Here is a 24,377-nt window from a genome sequence, read left to right on the forward strand (position 1 = left end):
AGAGCCTGCCAGCAACAGAAGTCACTGACAGACAAGAATTATAAATAATTTATTTCTTTAAAAGTTTAACTGTTTTCTGGAAACCTCCTTCAGCTTCAATATTTAAAACTAAAACACGAGATCCTTCCAACTGTTGTGTGAAGTCAAGGTCCAATACTTTGTTTGTACCGTTGAACTTCTTTGTATAAACGATTTTTCCGTCCATGCTATAAGCTGTTACAGAAATATCTTTCAATCCTTTTGCAGAATTGATTTTTACGATTCCTGAAGTTGGATTTGGAGCTACTGTTACTGTATTTTCTTCAATTTTACTATCAATAGTTCCTAAAGTTCCTTCAATTCCCAGGTTGCTTTTAAGGGCAATAACAATTGTTGCTGATTTTCCTTTATAATCAATTGTATTCCCTGTTGCATCCACATCTGTAGAAATGGTTGAATCCGGATGCTGAATAGAGAAGAAACCGAATTTGTGATCAGGGGTAAATGTAAGTCCTGTAGGCTCTGAACCTGCCGGCATGGAAGCAAACAGTCTTACTTTAGGGTTTGCCTGTGTATGATCCGGAGCAATTACCCAGATATAGTTTTTACCACCATCCTGAAGTACCCAAAGGTTTCCAAGTTCATCAAAAGTAAGGTTGTCATTTCCGTCTCCCCAAGCTTCAGATTTCATTCCCTGAGCAGTATTGAAAGAATATACAGAAGAACCTCCTCCTACAAATGTTTCCACCTGAGAAGCGGTAGTTCCGTTATCCTGTAAACGGTATACTCTGTCTAATCCTTTTGCAGTAAAATAGATTCTTCCATCCAAAGGGCTGATATCAACATCTTCCACTCCATTGAATTTTGTACCTCCCACAGTCAGAGCATTATTATTGGTATTATTCTGATCTGCTTTTGTTTTGTTCGGAACCTGAATCCATGTCGCTGTAGTTCCTACCGGATCTCCTGCAGTTGTTAATCCCTGATCCAGTTTCAACACATAAAGGTTTCCTGAGGAAAGATCATTTGGAGTATCCATTACATATTTGTATACCATGTGAGTTCCACCGTCTTCTCCATAATACGCTACAGTTCCTGCATTATTGATTACTACGTTTTCGTGGTTCATGATTCCCATCTGCCACAGTTTCCCTTTGGTACCGTCAGCATTTTTAGAAATAACCTGTGCTGTTGCAGGATCAATTTCTACTAACCAACCATAATCTTTGTATCCATCATTATTCACATCATTGGAAGTAACAGATTCTTCAGCCGTCACCACAGTTCCCCAAGGCGTAATTCCTCCTGAACAGTTTCTGATGGTTTGTACTAAACTCGGATCTGAGAAACTTACCGCTCTTGATTTTGTCAACTGCCAAAGTTTTGAAGTCGCGTTATAGTTAATTTCAGCCATAGTAACTCCTCCAGGATTAGTTTCATGGTTTACAGAAAGATATCCGTTGGTACTGCTTCCTGTTTTGGGAACATAAGCGGTAAAGTCGTTCTGACCACCTACCAGTCCGCCTCCTTCGGTATAGCTGTCTCCTTCTTTTAGAATAAGCTGATATTTGTGTTCAGCAGGAATGATCAGTTTATTGGTCTGTGCTGTAGGAACAATGGAAGTAAAACAGCTGATATGTGTTCCGTTACAAGTTACAGGAGTTGTTGTATTGGTTGTTGTTTTCAGGTAAGCATCAATTCTTAAATCTGAACTGGTTGTACTTCTGTTATGCAGCTCAATAGAAAATCTGTTGACCCCGTTCACAAATTTTGACTTTGGAATAGAGAAAATATTATAAACGCTCTCTGCTGCCCCATCAATAGTAGTACTGGAGAAAGTATTGAATGTTACAGCACCCGCAGGCATATTATCTCTTACCACTTCTTCTCCGTTAAGGTATACAATGATACCGTCATCCCTCATTACTCCAAGTTCCATAGTATCGGAAAGCGTTGAAAGATCTACCGTAAAATCCTTAGCAAAATAAGCGGTAGTAAGCCCTGAATTGATTGTCGTTGTTACAGGATCTCCGTATCCTAGCGGACCGTTTCCTACTGCCCATGTTGAAATATCAAAGGTCTGTGCATTCCAACCGGCTGGCTGCGCCTGATTGTTATCTTTATAGCTCCATGACGCATTCTTGTTGAATACAAGAGTCTGTGCCTGAATACCAGAACTGGCCAGTATAGCCAAAGCTCCCACTGTTAGTAGTTTTTTCTTCATTTTTTATTTGATTTATTAGACCTTGCAAAACTATTTTTTTAGAACTTCTCCTCTGTTAATAGGATTTTAAATCTAAATCGCTAAATATTAACTTATCAAAAACCTAATGTTAAGGGGATTAATTTTTTGTTAAATAAGGCGGAAATTCTAGGGTTTGAGGGTGGGAGTATTTTAGTGTTGGAGTGTTGAAGTTGCGAGATTCGGGATACGCACCGAAAGTATAGGATAAAAATAGTTTAAAATCATATTGATGAATAAAAGTAATCCATCTCCAACTATCCATCATAAAGCTCGAATCACATTTGCCCCTAACTCGAAACCCGAATCCCAAATCTCTACCCTCTCACTCTAAAACCCTCCCACACTAAAACTCTCCAACTCCACTTACTTCGCTTTACTCACATCTGTAAGTGCATTCAGGAAGGCTATGATCTGTTTTTTTTCTGTTTCGGTAAGGTTTAATTTATCCGGGGCAAGGGTTTGGTTTTTCATTTTTAATCCTAATCCTTCTCCGCCTCCTTCGTTATAAAAATCAAGGACTTCTTCTAATGTGTTGAAAGCACCATTGTGAAAATAAGGTTTAGTAAGAGCAATATTTCTCACGGTTACTGTTTTGAAAGAGTAATCATAAATCCATGATTTTTCTTTTTTTACCGGGCTGTTTCCTCTTCCAAGATCCTGATCAAGCTCCACAGGAAGCTGGTTGATGGGCCTTGTGGGTATTCCCAGTACTTCAGATTCATTTTCATTAAAAAACGGAGGTACCAATCCTGAAAAATGGGGCGCAAAGTGACAGGTTGCACAGTTGGCTTTTCCCATAAACAGATTGAAACCTTTTTTCACATCATCAGAAACATCCTTTTCATTCCTCATGAAACGGTCAAAATCACTGTCAAATGAATATAATGAAGCTACATAAGAACTTAATGCTTTTGAAAAATTCTCTTTACTAATCTTTCCATCTTTGAAAGCTGCACGGAAAGCCTTTTTATATTCAGGTTTTGTTTTTAGTTTCTGAATAATATTTTCATAGCTCGTATTGAATTCCTGTTCATTATAAATAACGTGTTCTGCCTGCTGTTCAAGGTAAAAAGCACGAAGATCATAGAAAAACCTCTTGGCAAAAACAGCATTATATAAAGACGGAGAGTTTCTCAGAACCGTTTTCCCTTCCACATTGCTTTGTGATTTGGTGGTAAGGTCGGTAAAAGCATTTTCCTGAAGATGGCAGGTAGCACAACTCATCTTCCCGTTTCCACTTAAGTTCTGATCATAGAAAATAGATTTTCCAAGATTATGGAGTTCAGGATTATCTTCTGAAGATTTCAATAAAGTATAAAAATACGGATCTAAAAAATCACTGCTGAAAAAGTTCTTGTTTCCCACATTCCATCCTGAGAATTCTTTAAGATCATCAGGCCTTCCATCCCATTTTCCCAGCTCTTCATATAAAGGCTGTACATATTTTTTATAAAACTCGATCCTGTCGAAAGTTTCAAAATCTGTATTTTTTGAAAGGTAATGAATTGCTTCTGTTAAAATCTGATCAGCCTTCTGCGTATTATAATTTTTAAAATAAAGATCATCACTAATGTATTTCTGCATTCCGGAAAGAGCATGGCTTGTTTCTTCGGAAATATTCAGTGAACCCGGTGTATCAAAACCTGATACGCCAAGTGAATAGATCCTTATCAGTTCTATACGTAACGGTAATGTCTTATTATTCCCTTTACTCAGTCCATTTTTTAATGCACTTAAATAGAACCCTGAATAGCTGTTATACAAAAAAGTAGTAATGGTTTTAATCTTTTCCTTTTCATTTCCTGCTTCGTCAGAAAATATAAGTTCATCCAATACCTGCAATCCTTCAGGTGGAAGGGTGTATGATGATGTCCCTGCAGCTTCAATATGAAATAAAGGGGCTGCATTCAGATGGGTTTTCGTAAATTCAGGATAATGGTAGGCAACATAGAATTCTATTTCCTTGAATGAGTTTCTTGTACTGCTTAGTGATTTCTGTAATTCGGCCAGGGAAATACGGTCTTCGGAGAACTTATCGGCGTCTGATTTCAGCTGCTCAAGTTTGGTTTTAAAGTTGGACAATCCTTTATTGACAAATGTATTTTCGCTTTCTTTTCCTTTATAAACAGGATTAAAAGACATTACTGCAAATCCTATCAGAAGGACGATTACAAGCAGTGGATAAGATCTCATGAATTTTTAGCGGCAAAACTATTAATCTGATGTTATCTCAGTTTTAATAGCAGATTAAATAATGTTTATATTTCTGCTATTATATTTTTCACTAATTTTAAACCCCGAAATCAAATTCATTATTCTAAAGAAACGGTTCTTCGAAATACCGGTAAAAATAATGGCGGAAGATTATTGGGAGAGGATTTTTTAAACTAAATTCAACACATCAAAAAAACTAAATAGGAGTATGAAAACAAAACTATGGTTTGCTGTTATGGCAAGTTTCCTTTCGCTTACCGCATTTTCACAGAAAAAAAAGCAACCGGAAAAACAATCCGGAAAGCAGCAGGAAATGGCTGTATATGCAGAGAAAAGAGGTTCTGATTATTATTTAATCCGCCTGGAAAAGGATAAAAATATACCTAATGTTTATCTGTATTCCAACGGAGTTACCAAGCGCTATAAAGATTATACTGATCTGAAGGATATTGTGATGGAATTCCCGGGAATGATGACTTCCAACAATTCAACGAAGGAAGAACTGATTTCTATTCTTAAAAAAGATGATCACTTCTACGAAATCACTTCCCAGAGGAAAGATCCTAAAAACATTGAAAAAACTGTTGTTACCGTATACGAGGTAATGAACGGCCAGAAAAGGATTGTAGAAGAATACAATGACATCTACGAGGTTATGGCTTCTCCTTATAAAGAAGCGATTATGATTAATTAAAAAACTTAAAAAAAATATATACCTATTATGCTAAACAAACTTGCAGCCTCAGAACTTGTTCTGAATGAAGACGGAAGTGTATATCACCTGAATCTTTTACCCGAAGACATTGCTGACAAAATCATCCTTGTAGGAGATCCTGACAGAGTGGCAAAAGTTTCAAAATACTTTGATACCGTAGAGATCAAAAAAAATAAAAGAGAATTCTATACACATACAGGAACGCTTCGCGGGGAAAGAATCACAGTAATGTCTACCGGTATCGGAACAGAAAACATCGATATCGTAATGAACGAACTGGATGCCCTGGTGAACATCGATCTTAAAAATAAAGAATTTAAAACTGAGCATAAAGCTCTTGAGCTTTTCCGTATGGGAACTTGTGGAAGTGTAAACCCTGATGTACAGGTTGACAATATGCTGGTAACCCAGAATGTAGTAGGTTTAGACGGTCTGATGCATTTCTATCAGGACTACAACTTCGAAAATGAGTTTTCTAAAAGCTTTTTAGAAAAATTCCCTTACGAAAAAATCAAGCCTATGCTTTATTTCTCAGACTGGGAAGCAGAAATGGGTGACTATTACAAAGATGCCAAATACCATGGAAATACCGCAACTTTCCCGGGATTCTATGCACCACAGGGAAGACAGCTTCGTTTAAAAGCAGTGGATGATCAATTCCTGGAAACGTTAAATGATCTTGGAATCACCAATTTTGAGATGGAAACATCAGCAATCTATGCCCTTTCAAAATTATTAGGACATAAAGCCATTACCGTAAATAACGTTATTGCCAACAGAAGACGTGGAGAATTCTCTGCAGACCACCATGCTTCTGAAAAAAACCTTATTGAATGGGTATTGGAAAGAATTATTAAGTAATCAATTCTGTTTACGATAAAATAAAAACCTCCGGAAGCTTTTCCGGAGGTTTTTTATAGGTTTTGGCTAAAGCCTATGGAATTTGATTTATTCTGAAAACAGGATAAAACCCGTTCCTATTGAATTTATACTATTGAATTTTGTTCCTTTCACCATGAATGTAGCTCATCACTCACCTTGTCATTCCGTAGGAATTTAAATACAAAACTTTAAAAATAACGTAGAGATTCCTGCGGAATGACAAAGGTGTTAAAAGAAATTTCGTAAACAAAAATGGGTTAAAAACCGGTGGTCAATAATTACAAATGAAACGTTCTCGGATCCGGATACTGAAATACATAATCCAGCTCTGAAACCAGTTTTGAAGATAAGACCTTCTTACCTTTTACTTCGAAAACTTCTTCATCAGGTATATTTTTCTGTGCATTAATCACGTGGCTTTTTGCAGGATGAATCGGGGCAGTAACATTATAAAGTTTAGCTTCAGCTTTCTTTTCAATCATTTCCGAAATAATCCCACTGATATCAGCATAATGAATATGATTCACTGCATGATCAAGATTCCCTACATTATAGTTTTTTAAAAGTCTGTTGTCTCCCATCAGGCCTCCAAGCCTCAGAATATTAAGCTGCGGATATCTATTTCTCAGCATTCTTTCCCCTGATACTTTCTCCAAAGGAATATCTTTTTCTGTAAATTCTTTGGGAAGATCGGGATAAACCCCTGTGGAACTCATCAGGAACATCTGTCCTTTAAAATCTCCGATAAACGATGACAAATTCTGAATCCTGTTATATAGAGAACTTACACAACAGCTTTTTTCATTGACAGGAATGGTAATAATTAAAACATCAGCATTTTTAATCTCGGACCATTCATTATACGGTTCTGCCAGCTGATAGTCCGGGAAAGAAGCAAGTACAGCATGAATTCCTTTACTGTTGAGATCCTTTACTTTATTTTCTGTTGTAGTGGTTGCTGCTATATCGTATTTTCCGGATAAGGAAGAGGCTATTCTTTCTCCCAACCAGCCACAGCCTATAATTCCTATTTTCTTCATATGCCAGAAACAGATTGTATTGTTAATATATTATCTAAAGAAGCCATTAGTTGAGTCTTTACATCCTCACTCAGATTCATACACTGCTGAACAGCTTTGGGAATATGTTTCGCTTTTTCTTTAAGGTTTGTTCCATTTTCGGTAAGATTAATCAATACAACTCTTTCATCTTCTGCACTGCGGGTTCGGATGATCAATCCGTTTTTTTCCATACGTTTCAATAACGGCGTTAATGTTCCGTTATCCAGATGAAGATGTTCACCGATCTTTCCGATATTCATTCCGCCATGCTCCCATAAAACTGTCATCACAAGATACTGAGGATACGTTAATGAAATTTCATCCAGATAAGGCTTATATAAACCTGTAATATATCTGGAAACAGCATACGTTTTAAAGCATAAATGTTCTGATAAAGGGATCATCGTTTTTTTAGGAACAAATATAGTCTATTTATTTTGTGCACAATATTTTTGTTTAAAATATTTATTTTTTAATGAATTGGTAAAAATGAAATACCTGTCAGATTCAGGTTGTGGTTATTTTATTATTTTAGCCCAACTAAAAACAATAAACTAACCGTGAACATGAAAAACGATAATCAACCTGAAGACAATAAGCTTTCGGAACTCTCTATTGAAGAACTTACAAAAGAAGAAAAAAAACGTTCCGCTGCTCATATTTCCTTTTGTATTATTATGGGAATGTTGGTAGTAGCCTGCATCTATATGACAATTAAGAAAGGTTTCAATGGTATAACGCCGCTTCCACTGGCTTTTTTTCCACTCTATCTTATTATCAGGAAAAGCTGGCAAAATGCACGTAAGGAACTTCAGTCCCGTAAGTCTAGTTAAAATGGATAATCTATAAAAAAGGACTTCCAATCCGGAAGTCCTTTACACCATATCAACTATAATAAAAAACCTATTATTTAAAATTCATTGATCATCACATAAAAATGTCCGGAGTACAGGCTGTTGGCACTTCCCGAAATATTAGTGAGATTAATTGTAATACTGGAAGCAGAAGCCATTCTTGGATTCGAGATGGAAAATGAGGAATTTCCCGGAAAGTCTCCTGCCGGAGAAACTACCACCACAGCTCTTGTAGAACCGGGCTGATATCCTGCCGGAACAGGAATATCAATTGTTGTCGATTTTCCCGGAGGCAAATTATTGATGGATATTCCCGGCCATACTTCAAAACTGATCTGATTTTTCTGCACACTGCCCTTCTCGCCCAATTTAAACTGGCCGTTTACATCAAGTTTTGCGGAGACATTCGGAGTACCAGTACCAATACCTACATTTGCATTATTATTTCCAAGAATAACAGCATTGGCCTGTGAAGTAACCGCTCCATATCCTACTGCTGTGGAATATTGTCCCAACGCATTGGCTTCTGAGCCTAGAGCCGTTGAGTTTTGGCTATTTGTTACCGCATTATATCCTAAAGCCGTTTCGCTATTTGTATTTGTTTTCGCATTGTATCCTAATGCTATGGACTGAAATCCATCCGCTGAGGAGCTATTTCCTATAGCTACAGATTCATTACTGCTGGTCTGGGCATGAAATCCTATGGCTGTAGATCTGAATCCTGCTGCTGTAGTTTTATTTCCTACCGCTAAAGCTTCATTTCCGGAAACAACTGTTGCGCTTCCAATAGCTATTCCCATAAATGCAGAGCTCGCGCTTCCTATAGCAATCCCATTCTGTCCGGCATTTGATCCTATTCCAAAGCTTACAGAATTATCAACTCCCAGTTTTCCGGTTGTTAAGGCATTTACTTTAAAAATCAGGTCATCATATGTTTTTGTTCCTAAAGCCAGGGTTGTATTTGCTCCTCCATAATTTCCTACATTCGTACCTGTAAGGTTCCAGTTGGTTCCATCCTCTGTTTTAGTGGTATTCCCGCCGTTTGCTAAAATTTTATTCCATTTTGATTCGAACCAGTAATAGAAACCAATTTCTTTCAGAGTAGAGTTTCCATTGTTCCAAACAATAAGTCCGTCTGCCGGAGAAGGTACTGTAATATTATCTGTTGTAGTGGTAAGCGCAATACTTGGAAGGAGTACCCCTTTATTATTGGCGTTAATATGAAGCATCGCAGAAGGGTCCGGATTCGGTAAACCAATCCCAACCTGAGCAAATGTGAAAATACTTATAAAGAATAAGAGAAGTGTATATTGATGTTTATAGTCTTTTTGCATTACTTGCATTTTTTGCAGTTGCAAATATACAAATTTTCAACAAAATAACAATTATACTGAAAATATCATAATTAAAAACACAACAAAGTGAATAATACAAAACTTACTCACGAAACAATGAAAAATGTTTAATATCAATCATTTACCAAAAGTAACATCCATTAGACTTTGCAGATATCTCCCATTTTGTGTTTAATTCTTTACATTGTATAATTGACAATAAACTTCACTAAATTTTGAATAAAAGCTAACTAAATTTTTCTGGTAAAGCAGTTTTTTAAGTGATCATTGATCATTCCGGTAGCCTGCATATGGGCATAAATTACTGTAGAACCTACGAATTTAAAACCTCTCTTTTTAAGTTCTTTGGATATAAGATCCGAAATTTCTGTAGTGGCAGGAACAACAGATAATGTTTCGGGACTGTTGTCAATGGGTTTTCCATCTATAAAGCCCCAGATATATTTGGAGAAACTTCCAAATTCCTTCTGAACTTCTATAAATTTCTGAGCATTGGTGACAGCTGAAAGAATTTTAAGCCTGTTTCTGATAATTCCGGAATTATTCATCAATTCTTCAATCTTTTCGTCCGAATACGCTGCTACTTTTCTATAATCAAAATGATCAAAAGCTTTTCTGAAGTTTTCTCTTTTAGATAAAATAGTATACCAGCTCAGCCCGGCCTGAAAACTCTCCAGAATCAGAAACTCAAATATAGTCTCATCATCGTAAACAGGTCTTCCCCACTCTTCATCATGATACTTTCGGTAGAGATCATCTTTTTCACACCAGCCACAACGTATTTTTTCCATAGCTATCAATTTTTGCTAGTTAAAGTTACTACTGATTTTGAAAAAGACAACAAAAGATTATGAAAAGTTTAACAGAGAGGTTTAGTTTTAGGAATGGTTATTGTTTAATTACTGATACCAAACTAAAATTTATACTATTATGAACAATTCAGAGTACAACAAAGCGGAAAATGCAGTAAACAATGTAGAAAATTCTTTACAAAATGCAACGGACAAAGCCAAATGGAAAATCAATGAATTGGCAGACAAGGCTAAAGATTATATTAATGAGAAAAGGGATAATGATCAGGAAGCCAGCCAGGAAGACTGGCTAGATAGGGTAAAAGCTAATGTATCCGATGCTTGGGAGGATATCAAAGATAAAGCAGATGAAGCATGGGAAAAAACCAAAGATGCGGCAGAGGATGTAAAGGCAGAATGGAATAAGAAAACCAATTAGTATTTCAGTCATATAAATATTTTCAATAAAATGGAGTCTTAAATTGATAAGGCTCCATTTTTTATTATGCCATAAGCACAATTATTGTTACATTTGTATTATAATAAACATTAAAAAATTATGTCATACGGTTTACTTAAAGGCAAAAAGGGAATTATTTTTGGAGCCCTTAATGAACAATCTATCGCATGGAAAGTTGCTGAAAGATGTCATGAAGAAGGTGCTGAATTTATCTTATCCAATGCTCCTATTGCTTTGAGAATGGGGGAACTTAATGGTTTAGCAGAAAAAACAGGTTCTGAAGTAATAGGTGCTGATGCAACTTCTATAGAAGATCTTGAAAAACTTTTTGATGCCGCTGTTGCAAAATTTGGAAAAATCGACTTTATCCTTCATTCTATCGGAATGTCTATCAACGTAAGAAAAGGAAAACATTATACAGAAATGAACTACGACTGGTTGGAAAAAGGCTGGGATATTTCCGCTGTTTCTTTCCATAAAGTAATGCGTGTGGCTTGGGAAAAAGACTGTATGAATGAATGGGGAAGTATTTTGGCACTTACTTATATTGCTGCTCAAAGAACATTCCCGGACTATAATGATATGTCTGATAATAAAGCTTATCTGGAAAGTATTGCAAGAACTTTCGGAAACTATTGGGGTGAAAGAAAAGTACGTGTTAATACAGTTTCTCAGTCTCCTACCATGACAACTGCCGGTAGCGGAGTGAAAGGTTTCGGAGGATTCCTTGGATATGCAGAAGATATGTCTCCACTAGGAAATGCTACGGCTCTTGAATGTGCAGACTATTGTGTAACATTATTCTCTGATCTTACGAAGAAAGTAACGATGCAGAATCTTTTCCATGATGGTGGTTTCAGCAGTTCAGGGGTTACTCAGAAAGTAATCAGCAAGTATGATGCTGAATAATTCATCTAAAAAATAACGAGCTACAGTTTCGTTTACAATAAATAAAACCCATGAAAAGATTTCATGGGTTTTCTGTTTTTATCATCGTTCACAAATAAATCCGGCGGCCTCTTCGAGGCCGCCGGATTCGTCAAAAATAATATTAATATGAAATTATAAAATAACAGTCTGAATAGAATGCGCAGGTGCATTCAATTTTGCTGCTTTTCCTTCTATCCATAGATTGGTTTCGATATCATTGTCTGAGTCGTTCATAATAACGGTTACCAGCTGTCCGTTTTCGTTCATAAATGCAGAAGAGGTCAGGGCTGCTCTGTTGGAAGAACTTCCGATTCTCTGGGCATTCGGTTTGATATATTTTGAGACGTGTCCTATATAATAGTACTCATAGGTATAGAAAACTTCACCGGTTTTGGTGCCTGCAATAATCGGGGCAAAGCAGAAATTTCCTTTGTGATTAGGTCCGCCGGTTTCATCCAACAGAATATTCCAGTCGGTCCATAATGCATTTCCTTTGTTGAAATCATTCAGCATATTTTTGCTGTAGAGTTCTCCCAGGCTTACATCGTAGATTTTATCCATATTGAATTGTTCTTTGCATCCTTCAGTAAAGGCAAGGAATTTATCCGGGAAGGCTCTGTGGGTTTCCGCTAAATTGTCAAAAAGCTGGGTTTTATTGTTCCATGTTTCATACCAGTGATAACCGATACCATGTGCATATTTTGATGTTTCAGGATCGCTTAATGTGGTGGTTGCTCTTTGGTAGATAAGATCTCTGTTATGATCCCAGATCATTACTTTTTTATCTTTATATCCGTTTTTCCAAAGGGTTGGTCCGAGATTGTTTTTCAGAAATTCTCCTTCTTCTTCAGCGGTATAGATGCAAGATTCCCAGCTTTGGGTAGCCATAGGCTCGTTCTGAACGGTTAAACCCCAGATATTGATCCCTCTCTTTTCATATTCTTTAATGAATTTGATATAATAATCTGCCCACGTTTGATAGTACTGATTTTCCAATCTTCCCCCTTTATACAAACTTTTATTTGATTTCATCCAGGCTGGCGGGCTCCATGGGGAGAAATAAAACGTAAAATTATTTCCTATAGCCTTTTGAGCTTCTTTGATCATTGGAATTTTATATTTCTCATCGTGAGCAATATTAAAAGTCTTCAGAGAAGTATCATTATCCTCTACATAGGTATATGAATCACTGGAAAAGTCACAGGAATTCATATTGGTACGAACAACGGTATATCCCAATCCGTTTTTCCCAAAATAGGCATCAAGAATTTCCTTTTGCTTATTCTTTGGCATCTTATAAAAAGTCTCTGCTGAAGCATCTGTAATAGCACCTCCTATTCCTATCAGTTTCTGATATTTAAAATTGGGCGCCACAAAAATACAGGCATCCGTTTCTTTAGGCTGCCCGAACTGCTCAAATTTGACGGCTCCTTTATCCGCCATCTTCTCATTTGCTTTCGAGTTGGTAAGGATTACTTTAGCTGTTTTTCCTGCATTTTTATTCCAATAATTCTGAGCATTAACATTGATAACAACGCCCACTACAAAACAACTTACAATTAGTTTTCTCATGATTTTTTCTGTTTCCGGATCTATCTGATCCTCATTTTCATTATTTATTTTGATAGACTCTTACATAATCTATATAATACTTCTGCGGAAAGACAGCATCATCAATGCCTTCTTTTCCACCCCAGAATCCTCCTACGGCAAGGTTTAAAATGATAAAGTAAGGTCTGTCAAAAGGCCATGCTTCATTATTTTTCTCTTTATTTTCATAGGTGAAAAATTTATGGTCATCGATATAAACCTCTATCTTTTCCGGTGTCCAGTCTGCTTTATAGACATGAAACTTTTCGCTGGCATCTTTTACAAACAGGGTATCGGTCTTTTGTGTTCCCTGGATATGATTATATTTTTTAGTATGCACAGAAGCATGGATATATCCCTGGTTATACCCCACATGTTCCATGATATCCAGCTCACCATCATCCGGCCATTTCTTCATGTTCTCACTCATCATCCAGATTGCCGGCCAGGTTCCCCGACCTTTAGGAAGTTTCGCCCTGACTTCAATTGATCCATATTGGAAAGCAAATTTCCCTTTGGTTAAAAGCCTTGCAGAAGTGTATTTATTATTTTCCCAATTTTCTTTTTTAGCCTCAATGATGAGGTTTCCTTTTTCCATTCTGGCATTCTCAAGCCTGTTTTTGGTATAAAACTGTGCTTCTTCATTTCCGAAACCGCTTCCTCCGGTATCATAATTCCATTTTAATGAATCCGGAAGCCCTTTGCCATTAAATTCATCACTCCAAATCAATGTCCTGCGGGAATCAGGTTTGTGTGAGGCACAGTTGAGAACAGAAAGGAAGAAAGCTCCAGCTGCACAAATTCTGATGAGATTTTTAGCTTTGAGATTCATATATATCAGGTTTTAAGTTTTGGCTAAAGCCATTTTTGACGTTTTAATGAGCGGATTAAAACCCACTCCAATTGAATTGAATTGAATTGAATTGAATTGAATTTATTTCGTCCAGTTGATTCTTTTGGTCTGCACATGTTGAGAATTGGTTCCCACCATAATATCAAACGCTCCACCTTCCCAGTCAAAATTCAAATCGTCATCAAAGAATTTCAGATCTTCCGGTGTCAGTTTAAAATCTACTTTTTTGCTTTCTCCTTTTTTGATGAATACTTTCTGGAAGCCTTTCAGCTCTTTTACGGGTCTCACTACTTTTCCGAAAAGATCTCTGATATAAAGCTGTACAACCTCTTCCCCATCATATTTTCCCGTATTGGAAACAGTAACACTGATGTTCAGGGTCTGATTTCCTGTAAGGGCTGCAGAATTTAAAACGATATCAGAATAGGTAAAATCAGTATAGCTTAGGCCATATCCAAACGGATATTTCGGATCATTATCAAGGTCTATATAGGCTGAAACATAGTTTCTGTCCGTATTATTTTTGGCTGGTCTTCCCGTATTGTAATGATTGTAGTACACAGGAATCTGGCCTTCTGTTCTCGGAAAACTCATGGGAAGTTTCCCACCAGGATTTACAGTACCAAACAGAACATCTGCAATAGAATTTCCAGCTTCTGTTCCCAGCCACCATGTGTACATAATGGCAGGAATATTGTCTGATGCCCAGTTGAAAATCAAAGGTCTTCCGGCATTAATCATCAGAATAATCGGCTTACCTGTTTTGGCAATTTCTTTCAGTAAATCTTCCTGAACTCCTGTAAATCCGATATTGCTTCTACTTTTCGCCTCTCCACTCATCGCATGGCCTTCTCCCAATGTCATAATGACAACATCTGATTTTTTTGCCGTTTCTATTGCTTCTGCAAACTGACTTTTATCCTGATCATCAACATTACAGCCTTTAGCATATAATAAAGTGGCATTTTTATCCAGTTGATTTTTAATTCCATCGAATTGTGAAACGATTCTTTGGTTATCATCTTTGAAAGCAATAGACCAGAAACCGTGGTTCGCTACAGTCTCTTTACCGAAAGGACCAATCAGAGCCACCGTTTTTACTGTTTTGGAAAGTGGAAGAATATTTCCCTGATTTTTAAGAAGAACAATACTTTTTGATCCGAATTCTCTTCCGAATTTTCTGTTATCCTGATTATCGGTCTGTTCTTTTTGTCTTTTCTCATTACTGAATCTGTAAGGATCATCGAAAAGTCCCATTTCGAATTTCTTTGTTAAAATTCGTCCTGTTGCGTCATCTACCAGTTTGGGATCTACTTTTCCTTCTTTCACCAGTTTTGGCAACTCTGCCATATAAACACGGCTTTCCATATCCATATCACTTCCGCCTTGTATAGCTCTTTCTGCCGCTTCGCTGGCATCTTTGGCATAACCGTGTGGAACCATTTCCCCAATACTTCCCCAGTCTGAAACCACAAAACCTTTATAATTCCATTTTCCTTTTAAAAGGTTTCTCTGGATATATTTATTAGCAGTAGCCGGAATTCCGTTAATATCATTGAAGGAATTCATGAAAGTAGCAACACCTGCTTCTGCCACAGCTTTGAATGGTGGAAGATACGTTTCATTCAGCTGTCTGAGACTCATATCTACGGAATTATAATCTCTTCCGCCCACAGCTGCTCCATAGGCTGCAAAGTGTTTTGCACAGGCCATCACAGCATCAAGACTTCCCAAACCTCTGCCTTGGAATCCTTTGATTCTTGCCAGTCCGATTTTTGTTCCCAGATAGGTATCTTCTCCGGAACCTTCCATTACTCTTCCCCATCTCGGATCTCTGGCGATATCCACCATTGGAGCAAACGTCCAGTGAATACCGTAAGCGGCAGCTTCTGTAGCGGCTATTCTTTCTGATTTTTCTATCATTCCAAGATCCCAGCTTGCTGCCTGTCCCAGGTTCACAGGGAATGTGGTACGGTAACCATGAATAACATCCTGCCCGAACAATAAAGGAATTTTCAGTCTCGACTGCATCGCCAGTTTCTGAAATACTCTGGTTTCTTCTGACCCTGCAACGTTCAGCATTGAACCCACTTTTCCTTTTTTTATTTCTTCCAAAACAGCAGCTGAATTGGAATGCTGAGGCCCTGTAGCGTATTCAAACCCGCTGTACTGAACCATTTGCCCTACTTTTTCTTCCAGGGTCATTTTAGACAGCAGCTCTGCTACTTTCTGATCAGTTGTCTTTTGTCCGTAGGCATTCAGTCCAAAAGCAGAAAATGCCAGTAAGAAATACACTCTTTTCATAGTATCAAATTAAAAAATATAAGTTGCTGTAGAACGTCCAGAAATTGTTACAGCAGCGGTTTTACCGGCAAATTTAATATTAAAATTTTCATCTGCTTCATTATCGTTCTGCACAATTAACACTATTTTCCCAAATTGAGTCTTAAAAGCAACAGTAGACAATTTATCAGTCTGTGTAGAAGTGATACGCTGAGATCCGGCAGGAACAAATTTTGAAGCGTGGGCTATAATATAATAGGCAACATTTCTTGTAAAATTTTCACTGTCAGAAACAGTAACTGCTCCTTTACATTCCGTGCATCCACCTTCTGTATGGGGAGCAAATTTCGGATCGTTGGCAAGGTTCCATTCCAGCGCAATTTTACTCCAGTTTCTCATCGAGCCGATGATTACATTTTTCGAATGCCAGTTCAGGTCTTCAGTAAAGGTTCCTTTTGAACCTGTCCATTGTTCGGTAAAGTATAGATTTTTGTCTGGAAAAGCATTATGTACGGTACTTAGAGCAGAAATATCTCCTTCGTACAAATGAAAAGCAGATCCGTCTATATATTTATTTGCTTCAGAATCTTTTAAAATATCAATAGCATATTCAGGTTTGTTGCAGTTATGATCGTACACCACAATTTTAGTGGTAATTCCATTGGTTTTAAAAGCTGGCCCCAGATGATTTTTGATAAAATTCCCCTGCTGCTCAGACGGCATATACAGACTAGGATTATTTCCCGGATGGAGTGGTTCATTCTGAGGCGTTACAGCATCAATGGTGATGCCTTCTTTTTTCATTCCCTGAATGTATTTTACAAAATATTGCGCATATGTTCCGTAGAATTCAGGTTTCAGACTTCCTCCTTTTGATTTGCCGTTGTCTTTCATCCAAACCGGAGCAGACCACGGGGCAGCAATGATTTTAATGGAAGGATTGATCATCAGAATCTCTTTCAACATAGCAATTAACGCTTTATCTTTTGCAAGACTGAAATTTGAAAGAGAAGAATCAGTCTGTCCTTCAGGCAGATCATCGTAAGAAAAAACTTCACCATCAAGATCTGAAGCGCCTATACTCAATCTTAAATAGCTGATGGAAATTGAATTTTTGTCATTCCCGAAAAGTTCGTGAAGCAATGCTTTTCTTTTGGCAGATGACAATCGGTTGATTACCTCAACACTTCCTCCTGTTAATGTATATCCAAAGCCATCAACATATTGAAACTTTTGAGAGTCATCAATTTCAATATTCTGAAAGCTGTTGGAAGTATTTACAAATTTAACCGGAGTCTGCTGCTGTAATTTTACGCTTTCATCACCTTTTGTCAGCCAGTACTGTACTTCATTTCCTTTATGGGATGCAAGTGATGTACAGGATAAAGGAAAAAGGGCCACACCACTAAGTAGTGCGGCACCTCTAAAGAAACTATATAAGTTGTGAAACTTCATGTGTTAGTATCCAGGATTTTGTTTTAAAGCTGTATTCGGCAATTCATTGAAAGGAATTGGAAGAATTTCATTTTTATTGGCTTTAAATCCTTTGAAGGCAAGCTTAGAAGGAGCATCACCCCATCTGACAAGGTCAAACCATCTGTGTCCTTCTCCTGCAAGCTCTCTTCTTCTTTCATCTTTAACAGCCTGTAAAGAAACAGGAACTGATGATAAGCCAACTCTTGCTCTTACTGCATCTAACAAAGCCTGAGCTCTTGCTCCTGAAGCTCCTAATGCTTCAGCTTCCATCAGATAAGTATCTGCTAATCTTATTGCAATATAATTCTGTCTGAAATTAAGCTCGGGAGGCCCTGGAAGTGATGTTTTTAAAGCATTGGTAGGTAAATATTTATTAAGAAAATATCCAGTATCTGCAAAAGCAGGAGCATAAGTAACCTTACCTTCTGTCACCAATTTTTTTGCATTGAAAACGGTAACGTCCAGTCTTGGATCTCCCTGCATAAAATTGACATAATTCTCTGTCACAGTATTAAATGCCCAACCGGAATAAATATCCGGAGCATTATTATTTGGAATATTTTTTAATGAATAAGAACGAGGTCCTACCATCACATTGATAGAGTTTCCTTCGTCTTTTCCCTGCCCCCAGAATCCCCAGTCAGAGCTTCCTTTATTGGTATGCATTACTTCAAGGATAGATTCTGATAAGAATTTATATTTATTTGGATCCTGGTCAGTTTCCAAGGCAACTTTAAATAAATCAGCATAATTTGCCACAAGTTTGTAGCCATACTGGCTGGTTCCTCCTGGCGTACCATTTACTTCAGCAAATTGTGCGGCGGCCTGGGGCATTTTTTTATCATAAAGATAAATTTTACCTAATATAGCTCTGGCTGTTCCCTGCGTGATTCTCCCTTTATCACTGATACTCGGCGTCATCATAAGGTCTGGAATAGCAGCAACAATATCGCTTTCTATCTGTGTATAAACATCACTTGGCTTGGCCTGTGGAACGTTCCAATAATTATCATCAAACTTTATGGTATTAAGAATCAAAGGAATATTTCCAAACATTCTTAGTAATTCAAAATAATATAAAGAACGAAGAACTTTAGCTTCTGCAATATATCTTTTTTTAAGATCCTCATTCATATTTGCCCCGGGAACTCTTTCTATCAAAAGATTAGCACGGGCAACTCCCTGATAGTAATCCCTCCAATAGCTGGCTGGCATTGTATTGGGATTGATCATATAGTTGTTCATTCCCTGGATACCCGCTCCGTCATTGGAATTTCCCCCGCCGGAATAAAAATCATCAGACCCTGCATTAAAGAAAGTAACGGTATTTTCAAATCCAGCCGAATACTTTCTTAAAGGATCATATACGGAAATCAATGCACTGAAAGACTGCTGCTCATTCTGAAAATACAAATCTGTATTAAAAGATCCTGAATTCTTTACATCATCCAGATAGGAATCACTACAACCGATATTGGTAAAACTCAGACCTGTCAGCAACGCTACGGCAAGTCCTTTATATATTAAATTATTATTTTTCATTTTATTGGTCATTAAAATTGAATATTAGCTCCTATAAGGAATGTTCTGGCTTGTGGATAGTAAGCTCTGTCTACACCGATAATGTCCTGCTCAGAATTATTTCTGCCTGCAATTTCAGGGTCATATCCTGTATACTTTGTGAAAGTAAGCAGGTTTTCTCCCGTGATATACAGTCTTACTTTACTCATTCCAAAACGTTGGGTAACATCCTTTGGAATGGTATACCCTAACTGAACAATTTTCAGACGCACATAATCTCCTTTCTGAAGGTAGTAGTTAGACATCCATGAATAGTTGTGGTTAGAATCATTACGGGTAAGTCTTGGATTGTCATTGGTAGATCCTTCACCTGTCCATCTGTCCAAGATTCTTGTCTGGTAATTCGCATCAGGAATATCTAATCTTCTTAACCCCTGAAAAATCTTGTTACCAGCCTGTCCTTGTGCAAACATCATCAGATCAAAATTCTTATAGCTCATATTCACGGTAAGTCCAAAAGTATATTTTGGTATAGAGCTTCCTAAGTTTACTTTATCATTGTCATCAATTTTACCGTCTCCATTATTATCCTGCCAGATAAAGTCCCCAGGTTTTGCATCCGGTAATAATTTAACACCATTGGCATTTACGTAATTGTCAATTTGTGCCTGATTCTGGAAAACTCCACTATAGGTCTGACCATAAAATGATCCATAGGGCTGCCCTACTGCTACTCTGGATACCGCTCCCATGGTCTGGAAAGAAGCCAGGTTGAAGTATTCAATATCATCCTCTAGTCTAAGTACTTTGTTTTTTATGGTTGCAAAGTTACCGTTAACTGAAATGCTGAAATCATCCCAATTTTTCTTGTAGCCTAATTCAAGTTCAACACCTGAGTTTTCCATATCTCCTACATTTGCCCACGGTGAAACAGGAACTCCTACATAACCGGGAATATTAATTTGTCTGAGAATATCAGTAGTTTTCTTTTTGTACCAGTCTGCTGTTAAGGTAAAGTTGTTGAACAATTTCAGATCTGCAGCAATATTCAGCTGGCTGGTCTGTTCCCATTTCAGATTAGGGTTTTCCAGGGTACTTTTCGCATATCCAATGATAATATTATTACTGGAGTTGGTATAATTACTACCGGAAACCATGAAACTTGCAAATCTGAAGTTATCCATTTCGTCATTCCCTAACACTCCGTAACCTCCTCTTAATTTTAAGTTATTAACGACATTGTTCTCCGGCCAGAAGTTTTCTTTATGAACATTCCATCCCAGTGACATAGATGGGAAAGTTCCCCAATGCTGATTGGTAGCAAATTTTGAAGAACCATCTCTACGGATCGTTCCTGTAAATAAATATTTATCTGCGTAATCATAAATGATTCTACCAAAATAAGATGCTTTACGGGTCTCGATACCGTCCCACCCTTTTGCTGTGATATTTTCCCTGGGAATATCAAAGTTGAAGGAAGCATCCTGCCAGTTATCAATAGGAAGATTACTGTAAGTCAAACTGGCACCTCCCGCAATGTTGTATCGGTAAACACCCTGCCCAACCATAATATTGATGTTGTGATCACCAAACTTATTCTGATAGGTCAATGTATTTTCCATGCTCCATTCGAACTTATTTTCATCCACCTTATTCAAACTGTTAAAACCGGTATTGTTAAAATTTGGACTTAAATAATATTTCGGTGTAAAGGAGCGGCTTCCCCAATAGGATTTCTTACCATTTAAACTTGTTTTGAATGTAAAATGATCAAGAAACTTGAGTTCTGCAAAAACATTCCCCACAAAATCATCAGACCAGTTATAATTGCCTTGTTGTATGTGACGGAAAGCCTGTGGATTGGTCATTTCGTTATTTACATATGGGGAAATTCCGTAAGGACGTCCCTCAGAATCCCGGATGATATAAGGATTGCTATAACCGTTCGAATCTACCATTGACCAATCTGTCACGACAACCGGAGTGATAGGGTCCAGGTTAACTGCTGAAGCCAACGGTCCTCCAAATTCTTCATTCGCGCTTATCCCCTGAGACTTCACATGGGTATAAGCAAAGGTTTGACCTATCGTCAGGTAGTCTGTAACTTTATGGGTTGAATTAAATCTGGCATTGATTCTCTTATAATTGGAAATATCACTCATTACGATACCAGACTGATCAAAATATCCGAATGATGTATAGTAGGTTGATTTCTCATTACCTCCTGTAATGCTCACTTCATGAGACGATTTTTCACCTGTCCCGAAAATAGCATCCTGCCAGTTGGTTCCTTTTCCAAATGATTCAGGATTGGCAAATCTGGGAGCTTGTCCATCATTGACAAAACCTTCATTGATAATTTTTGCATATTGTGTGGCATCTAAGAGATCCAGTTTTTTAGAAGCATTGGAAAAACCATAGAATCCATTATACGAAAGAGTCAGTTTTCCTTTTTTACCTTTTTTAGTAGTAACCAATATTACTCCTTTTGCCGCAGAGACTCCGTAGATTGCAGATGAAGCTCCATCTTTTAAAACTTCTATACTTTCTATATCCGATTGGTTAAGCCATCCGATATTATCTACAACAATACCGTCTACCACCCACAAAGGACTGTTACTTCCCGCTCCAAAACTGGTAATACCTCTTACACGCACGGTGGCAGCAGCTCCAGGTTGTCCTGAATTCGTAACAACAGAAACACCGGCTGCTCTTCCCTGTAAAACCTGTTCCGGCTTACCAGATGGAATGTTTTCTATGTCACTGGCTTTAATACTCGCTATAGCTCCTGTTACATTACTCTTTTTCTGAGTACCGTACCCAATGACTACCACTTCGTCTATTTTGTTTTCTTTCGCAAGTGTGTCCTTCGCCTTGCTGGTCTGGGCACTGAAGTTGGCCGTAAAATAGAGGACGGCAACCACTCCTACGCTTCTTGATATTCTTACATTCATATACAGTTATTGTTTAATTCTCAAATTGAGACAATAAAAATATATTTTTTTTTAATTAATTAACATTCTATTCATAAATATTTTAATTTTTCTTTTATTTTTCAGGGTTAGAAGCCCTATCTTCGCATCAATATTTCATAAAATTTCATAAAAAATTAATAAAGTTATCTCCCAAAATGATCGTCAAGCCATCCAAAATTTCTCTTCCACTAAAACTTACCTTTCTCATTTTTTCAATGGTTTTAAACTGTATGGGATTGGTGATTCTGCAGTTGTCAGAAGAGAAAATCACCTATGGGGAACTGGGGCTTTTAGAATCTTTTAAAGATTTACCCATTGCTTTTATTTCGCTTTTTGCCGTGAGCTTTATCAATAAAACCGGACCTAAAAAAGCATTGATTCTGGCCCTGGCTATTGTTGGATTCTGTTCCTGCCTTCTTCCTTTTGTAAAAGTTTTCTGGTTTTATAAATTGTGGTTTGCTATTATAGGAGCCTGTTTCGCTATTGGCAAGATCTGTGTTTTCGGAATTATCAGGAATAATATTTCGGATGAAAAATCTCTGGCAAAGACCATGAATAATGTAGAAGCCTCTTTTATGATCGGAATTTTCGTAGTAAATACAGGTTTTGGATGGGTGATTTCCAGCCAGTATTCAGAATTCTGGAAGTTTGGTTTCTTGCTGATTGCTTTATTATCTGTATTGACTATTTTTCTGCTTTCGAAGATAGAAATAGTAGAGTCCAGGCCTATGGAAAGCAAAAGTATTCTCTCAGAACTGTCAGGGTTTACCACCCCTACAGTAGCTTTGTTTTTAGGAGTAGTCTTTTTTATCGTCTTCGTAGAGCAAGGATTCAATTCATGGCTTCCTTCTTTTTATAAAAACCATCTGAAAGTCAATTCATTTTTTGCGCTTCAGGCCACTTCTTTTCTATCCATTTTTTCATATGCCGGGCGAACGGTTACTGCCAATATTATCAAAAGGTTTTCATTACCCAGATATTATATTACTTGTATGACTCTTATTGTCACCTTACTGGTCATTATACTGGGGATACAATATTTTGATTCTGAAGATTCCAGATTCTTACTTTTTTTATTTCCGGTTATTGGATTATTCCTTTCACCCCTCTATCCTGTGATCAACTCAAGAATGATTGCACAGGTGGATAAAGATAAAATTAATCTTTTCACCTCTCTTATTGTTATTTTTTCTTCTCTGGGTAGCTCTGTAAGCTCTATTATTATGGCTGTTTTGTTTGAAAAGCAATTGTTGAATTATTATCCATTATACATCTTATCTTCTGTAATTCTGCTTTTTGTGATTAGTTTTATATATTTTACTTTCACAAATAGAAAATAGTTTTATTTTTACTGCCATGAAAATCAAAGACACAAAAAGTAAAGAAACGCTACGGGAACTCATTGACACAAAAGATTTCGTAGCACATATTTCTGTAGACTGCACCATATTCGGCTTTCATAATAACATTCTGAAAGTTCTGCTTTTAAAATATCATGATCTGGATCTATGGTCACTTCCTGGTGGTTTTGTTTTCAATGATGAAGACCTTAGAGAAGCTGCTGAAAGGGTTTTGTTTGAAAGAACCCATCTGAAAGGATTATTTTTAAAACAGTTTCACACCTTTGGAAGGATAGACCGTACAGAGAACAACGTTCATCAGATTCTCCTTAAAAATAAAGGAATAACCGTTCCTGAAGATCACTGGATTTTCCAGCGGTTCGTTACAGTAGGATACTGCAGCCTTATCGATTTTTCACTAACTGACACTTTCCCTGATGCTTTCAATGAAAGCTGCGAATGGTTTGAAGTAAACAATCTTCCTAAAATGGCATTCGACCATGACAGAATTATAGAGACAGGTCTTGAATATCTGAGAATGAATATCAATACAGAGGTTGCAGCAAGTAACCTGCTTCCTGAAAAATTTACAATGAAGGACCTTCAGGCTCTTTATGAAACTATTTTAGGACAGAAATTCAGAAGAAATAATTTTCAGCGAAAAATTCTAAGTTTAAATATTCTGGACAGAATGGAAAAACTGTATGACGGTTCAGCGAATAAAGCCCCTTATCTGTATAAATTTAAAAGTGAGGTTCACAACTCTACCAATCAGTATCCTATCTCGAATGATGAGGGGTCATAAAATAAAGAATTTATCTTATAAACAAAGAAAAAGAGCATTATCTGTCTG

19 protein-coding genes are annotated in these 24,377 nt (G+C 37.2%); 7 read left to right on the top strand and 12 right to left on the bottom strand.

Going from position 1 to position 24,377, the window contains the following annotated elements; translation table 11 throughout:
* Positions 1-49: 49 nt before the first annotated feature.
* Together JOE44_RS05970 and JOE44_RS05975 are read right to left on the bottom strand one after the other, a co-directional pair.
* Positions 50-2,203, bottom strand: a complete 2,154-nt coding sequence (locus JOE44_RS05970) for an alkaline phosphatase PhoX (RefSeq protein WP_209784766.1) — start codon at positions 2,201-2,203, stop codon at positions 50-52.
* A gap of 384 nt (positions 2,204-2,587) precedes the next feature.
* Positions 2,588-4,417, bottom strand: a complete 1,830-nt coding sequence (locus JOE44_RS05975) for a cytochrome c peroxidase (RefSeq protein WP_209784767.1) — start codon at positions 4,415-4,417, stop codon at positions 2,588-2,590.
* A gap of 229 nt (positions 4,418-4,646) precedes the next feature.
* Here JOE44_RS05975 and JOE44_RS05980 point away from each other — a divergent pair, with 229 nt between their 5' ends.
* Both JOE44_RS05980 and JOE44_RS05985 read left to right on the top strand, forming a co-directional pair.
* Entirely contained in the window at positions 4,647-5,132 is a 486-nt protein-coding gene (locus tag JOE44_RS05980; RefSeq protein WP_209784768.1) for a hypothetical protein, read from the top strand.
* Positions 5,133-5,159: 27 nt separating this feature from the next.
* Positions 5,160-6,014 (top strand): nucleoside phosphorylase, encoded by an 855-nt coding sequence (locus tag JOE44_RS05985; RefSeq protein WP_209784769.1) that lies wholly within the window; start codon positions 5,160-5,162, stop codon positions 6,012-6,014.
* 299 nt (positions 6,015-6,313) lie between these two features.
* Here the strand turns inward: JOE44_RS05985 and JOE44_RS05990 are convergent, their stop codons facing one another.
* Both JOE44_RS05990 and JOE44_RS05995 read right to left on the bottom strand, forming a co-directional pair.
* Positions 6,314-7,075 carry an NAD-binding protein gene (locus tag JOE44_RS05990; RefSeq protein WP_209784770.1) on the bottom strand — a complete coding sequence of 254 codons (762 nt, stop codon included), beginning with the start codon at positions 7,073-7,075 and terminating at the stop codon, positions 6,314-6,316.
* Positions 7,072-7,500, bottom strand: a complete 429-nt coding sequence (locus JOE44_RS05995; protein ID WP_209784771.1) for a MarR family transcriptional regulator — start codon at positions 7,498-7,500, stop codon at positions 7,072-7,074. The genes JOE44_RS05990 and JOE44_RS05995 overlap by 4 nt, the downstream gene beginning before the upstream one ends.
* Before the next feature lie 162 nt (positions 7,501-7,662).
* Between JOE44_RS05995 and JOE44_RS06000 the strand changes: the two genes are divergently transcribed.
* A complete protein-coding gene (locus JOE44_RS06000) occupies positions 7,663-7,929 on the top strand; it encodes a hypothetical protein (RefSeq protein ID WP_209784772.1) in 267 nt (88 codons plus the stop codon).
* 77 nt (positions 7,930-8,006) lie between these two features.
* Here the strand turns inward: JOE44_RS06000 and JOE44_RS06005 are convergent, their stop codons facing one another.
* Positions 8,007-9,284, bottom strand: a complete 1,278-nt coding sequence (locus tag JOE44_RS06005) for a hypothetical protein (protein ID WP_209784773.1) — start codon at positions 9,282-9,284, stop codon at positions 8,007-8,009.
* 251 nt (positions 9,285-9,535) lie between these two features.
* A complete protein-coding gene (locus JOE44_RS06010; RefSeq protein ID WP_209784774.1) occupies positions 9,536-10,096 on the bottom strand; it encodes a DNA-3-methyladenine glycosylase I in 561 nt (186 codons plus the stop codon).
* Positions 10,097-10,235: 139 nt separating this feature from the next.
* On the opposite strand from JOE44_RS06010, the gene JOE44_RS06015 reads away from it, so the two are divergent.
* Entirely contained in the window at positions 10,236-10,535 is a 300-nt protein-coding gene (locus JOE44_RS06015) for a hypothetical protein (protein WP_047384507.1), read from the top strand.
* 120 nt (positions 10,536-10,655) lie between these two features.
* Positions 10,656-11,465, top strand: a complete 810-nt coding sequence (locus JOE44_RS06020) for an SDR family oxidoreductase (RefSeq protein ID WP_034697597.1) — start codon at positions 10,656-10,658, stop codon at positions 11,463-11,465.
* A gap of 153 nt (positions 11,466-11,618) precedes the next feature.
* Here the strand turns inward: JOE44_RS06020 and JOE44_RS06025 are convergent, their stop codons facing one another.
* The 6 genes from JOE44_RS06025 to JOE44_RS06050 all read right to left on the bottom strand — a co-directional run bounded on the left by JOE44_RS06025 (position 11,619) and on the right by JOE44_RS06050 (position 22,163).
* Entirely contained in the window at positions 11,619-13,058 is a 1,440-nt protein-coding gene (locus tag JOE44_RS06025) for a glycoside hydrolase family 30 protein (protein ID WP_209784775.1), read from the bottom strand.
* A 40-nt stretch (positions 13,059-13,098) separates the two neighbouring features.
* Positions 13,099-13,908 (bottom strand): glycoside hydrolase family 16 protein, encoded by an 810-nt coding sequence (locus JOE44_RS06030; RefSeq protein WP_209784776.1) that lies wholly within the window; start codon positions 13,906-13,908, stop codon positions 13,099-13,101.
* A gap of 102 nt (positions 13,909-14,010) precedes the next feature.
* Complete coding sequence (locus tag JOE44_RS06035) at positions 14,011-16,233, bottom strand: glycoside hydrolase family 3 N-terminal domain-containing protein (RefSeq protein ID WP_209784777.1); 2,223 nt, start codon at positions 16,231-16,233, stop codon at positions 14,011-14,013.
* A gap of 9 nt (positions 16,234-16,242) precedes the next feature.
* A complete protein-coding gene (locus JOE44_RS06040) occupies positions 16,243-17,667 on the bottom strand; it encodes a glycoside hydrolase family 30 beta sandwich domain-containing protein (protein ID WP_209784778.1) in 1,425 nt (474 codons plus the stop codon).
* Positions 17,668-17,670: 3 nt separating this feature from the next.
* Positions 17,671-19,230 carry a RagB/SusD family nutrient uptake outer membrane protein gene (locus JOE44_RS06045; RefSeq protein ID WP_209784779.1) on the bottom strand — a complete coding sequence of 520 codons (1,560 nt, stop codon included), beginning with the start codon at positions 19,228-19,230 and terminating at the stop codon, positions 17,671-17,673.
* Between the two features lie 11 nt (positions 19,231-19,241).
* Positions 19,242-22,163 carry a TonB-dependent receptor gene (locus tag JOE44_RS06050; RefSeq protein WP_209784780.1) on the bottom strand — a complete coding sequence of 974 codons (2,922 nt, stop codon included), beginning with the start codon at positions 22,161-22,163 and terminating at the stop codon, positions 19,242-19,244.
* 176 nt (positions 22,164-22,339) lie between these two features.
* Here JOE44_RS06050 and JOE44_RS06055 point away from each other — a divergent pair, with 176 nt between their 5' ends.
* A complete protein-coding gene (locus JOE44_RS06055) occupies positions 22,340-23,524 on the top strand; it encodes an MFS transporter (RefSeq protein WP_209784781.1) in 1,185 nt (394 codons plus the stop codon).
* A gap of 16 nt (positions 23,525-23,540) precedes the next feature.
* Positions 23,541-24,329: an NUDIX domain-containing protein gene (locus tag JOE44_RS06060; RefSeq protein ID WP_209784782.1), complete on the top strand. Its 789-nt coding sequence runs from the start codon at positions 23,541-23,543 to the stop codon at positions 24,327-24,329.
* The last annotated feature ends 48 nt before the right edge of the window (positions 24,330-24,377 follow it).

It is taken from the genome of Chryseobacterium sp. PvR013, from assembly GCF_017833095.1.
GTDB lineage: Bacteria > Bacteroidota > Bacteroidia > Flavobacteriales > Weeksellaceae > Chryseobacterium > Chryseobacterium culicis_A.

Excerpts from the sequence above, each read along its gene's own strand:
- JOE44_RS06060 (WP_209784782.1), top strand. The coding sequence starts at position 23,541 with ATGAAAATCAAAGACACAAAAAGTAAAGAAACGCTACGGGAACTCATT.
- JOE44_RS06005 (WP_209784773.1), bottom strand. The coding sequence starts at position 9,284 with ATGCAAAAAGACTATAAACATCAATATACACTTCTCTTATTCTTTATA.
- JOE44_RS05995 (WP_209784771.1), bottom strand. The coding sequence starts at position 7,500 with ATGATCCCTTTATCAGAACATTTATGCTTTAAAACGTATGCTGTTTCC.
- JOE44_RS05985 (WP_209784769.1), top strand. The coding sequence starts at position 5,160 with ATGCTAAACAAACTTGCAGCCTCAGAACTTGTTCTGAATGAAGACGGA.
- JOE44_RS06035 (WP_209784777.1), bottom strand. The coding sequence starts at position 16,233 with ATGAAAAGAGTGTATTTCTTACTGGCATTTTCTGCTTTTGGACTGAAT.
- JOE44_RS05980 (WP_209784768.1), top strand. The coding sequence starts at position 4,647 with ATGAAAACAAAACTATGGTTTGCTGTTATGGCAAGTTTCCTTTCGCTT.
- JOE44_RS05975 (WP_209784767.1), bottom strand. The coding sequence starts at position 4,417 with ATGAGATCTTATCCACTGCTTGTAATCGTCCTTCTGATAGGATTTGCA.
- JOE44_RS06055 (WP_209784781.1), top strand. The coding sequence starts at position 22,340 with ATGATCGTCAAGCCATCCAAAATTTCTCTTCCACTAAAACTTACCTTT.
- JOE44_RS06040 (WP_209784778.1), bottom strand. The coding sequence starts at position 17,667 with ATGAAGTTTCACAACTTATATAGTTTCTTTAGAGGTGCCGCACTACTT.
- JOE44_RS06020 (WP_034697597.1), top strand. The coding sequence starts at position 10,656 with ATGTCATACGGTTTACTTAAAGGCAAAAAGGGAATTATTTTTGGAGCC.
- JOE44_RS06045 (WP_209784779.1), bottom strand. The coding sequence starts at position 19,230 with ATGAAAAATAATAATTTAATATATAAAGGACTTGCCGTAGCGTTGCTG.
- JOE44_RS06000 (WP_209784772.1), top strand. The coding sequence starts at position 7,663 with ATGAAAAACGATAATCAACCTGAAGACAATAAGCTTTCGGAACTCTCT.
- JOE44_RS05970 (WP_209784766.1), bottom strand. The coding sequence starts at position 2,203 with ATGAAGAAAAAACTACTAACAGTGGGAGCTTTGGCTATACTGGCCAGT.
- JOE44_RS05990 (WP_209784770.1), bottom strand. The coding sequence starts at position 7,075 with ATGAAGAAAATAGGAATTATAGGCTGTGGCTGGTTGGGAGAAAGAATA.
- JOE44_RS06025 (WP_209784775.1), bottom strand. The coding sequence starts at position 13,058 with ATGAGAAAACTAATTGTAAGTTGTTTTGTAGTGGGCGTTGTTATCAAT.
- JOE44_RS06010 (WP_209784774.1), bottom strand. The coding sequence starts at position 10,096 with ATGGAAAAAATACGTTGTGGCTGGTGTGAAAAAGATGATCTCTACCGA.
- JOE44_RS06030 (WP_209784776.1), bottom strand. The coding sequence starts at position 13,908 with ATGAATCTCAAAGCTAAAAATCTCATCAGAATTTGTGCAGCTGGAGCT.
- JOE44_RS06050 (WP_209784780.1), bottom strand. The coding sequence starts at position 22,163 with ATGAATGTAAGAATATCAAGAAGCGTAGGAGTGGTTGCCGTCCTCTAT.
- JOE44_RS06015 (WP_047384507.1), top strand. The coding sequence starts at position 10,236 with ATGAACAATTCAGAGTACAACAAAGCGGAAAATGCAGTAAACAATGTA.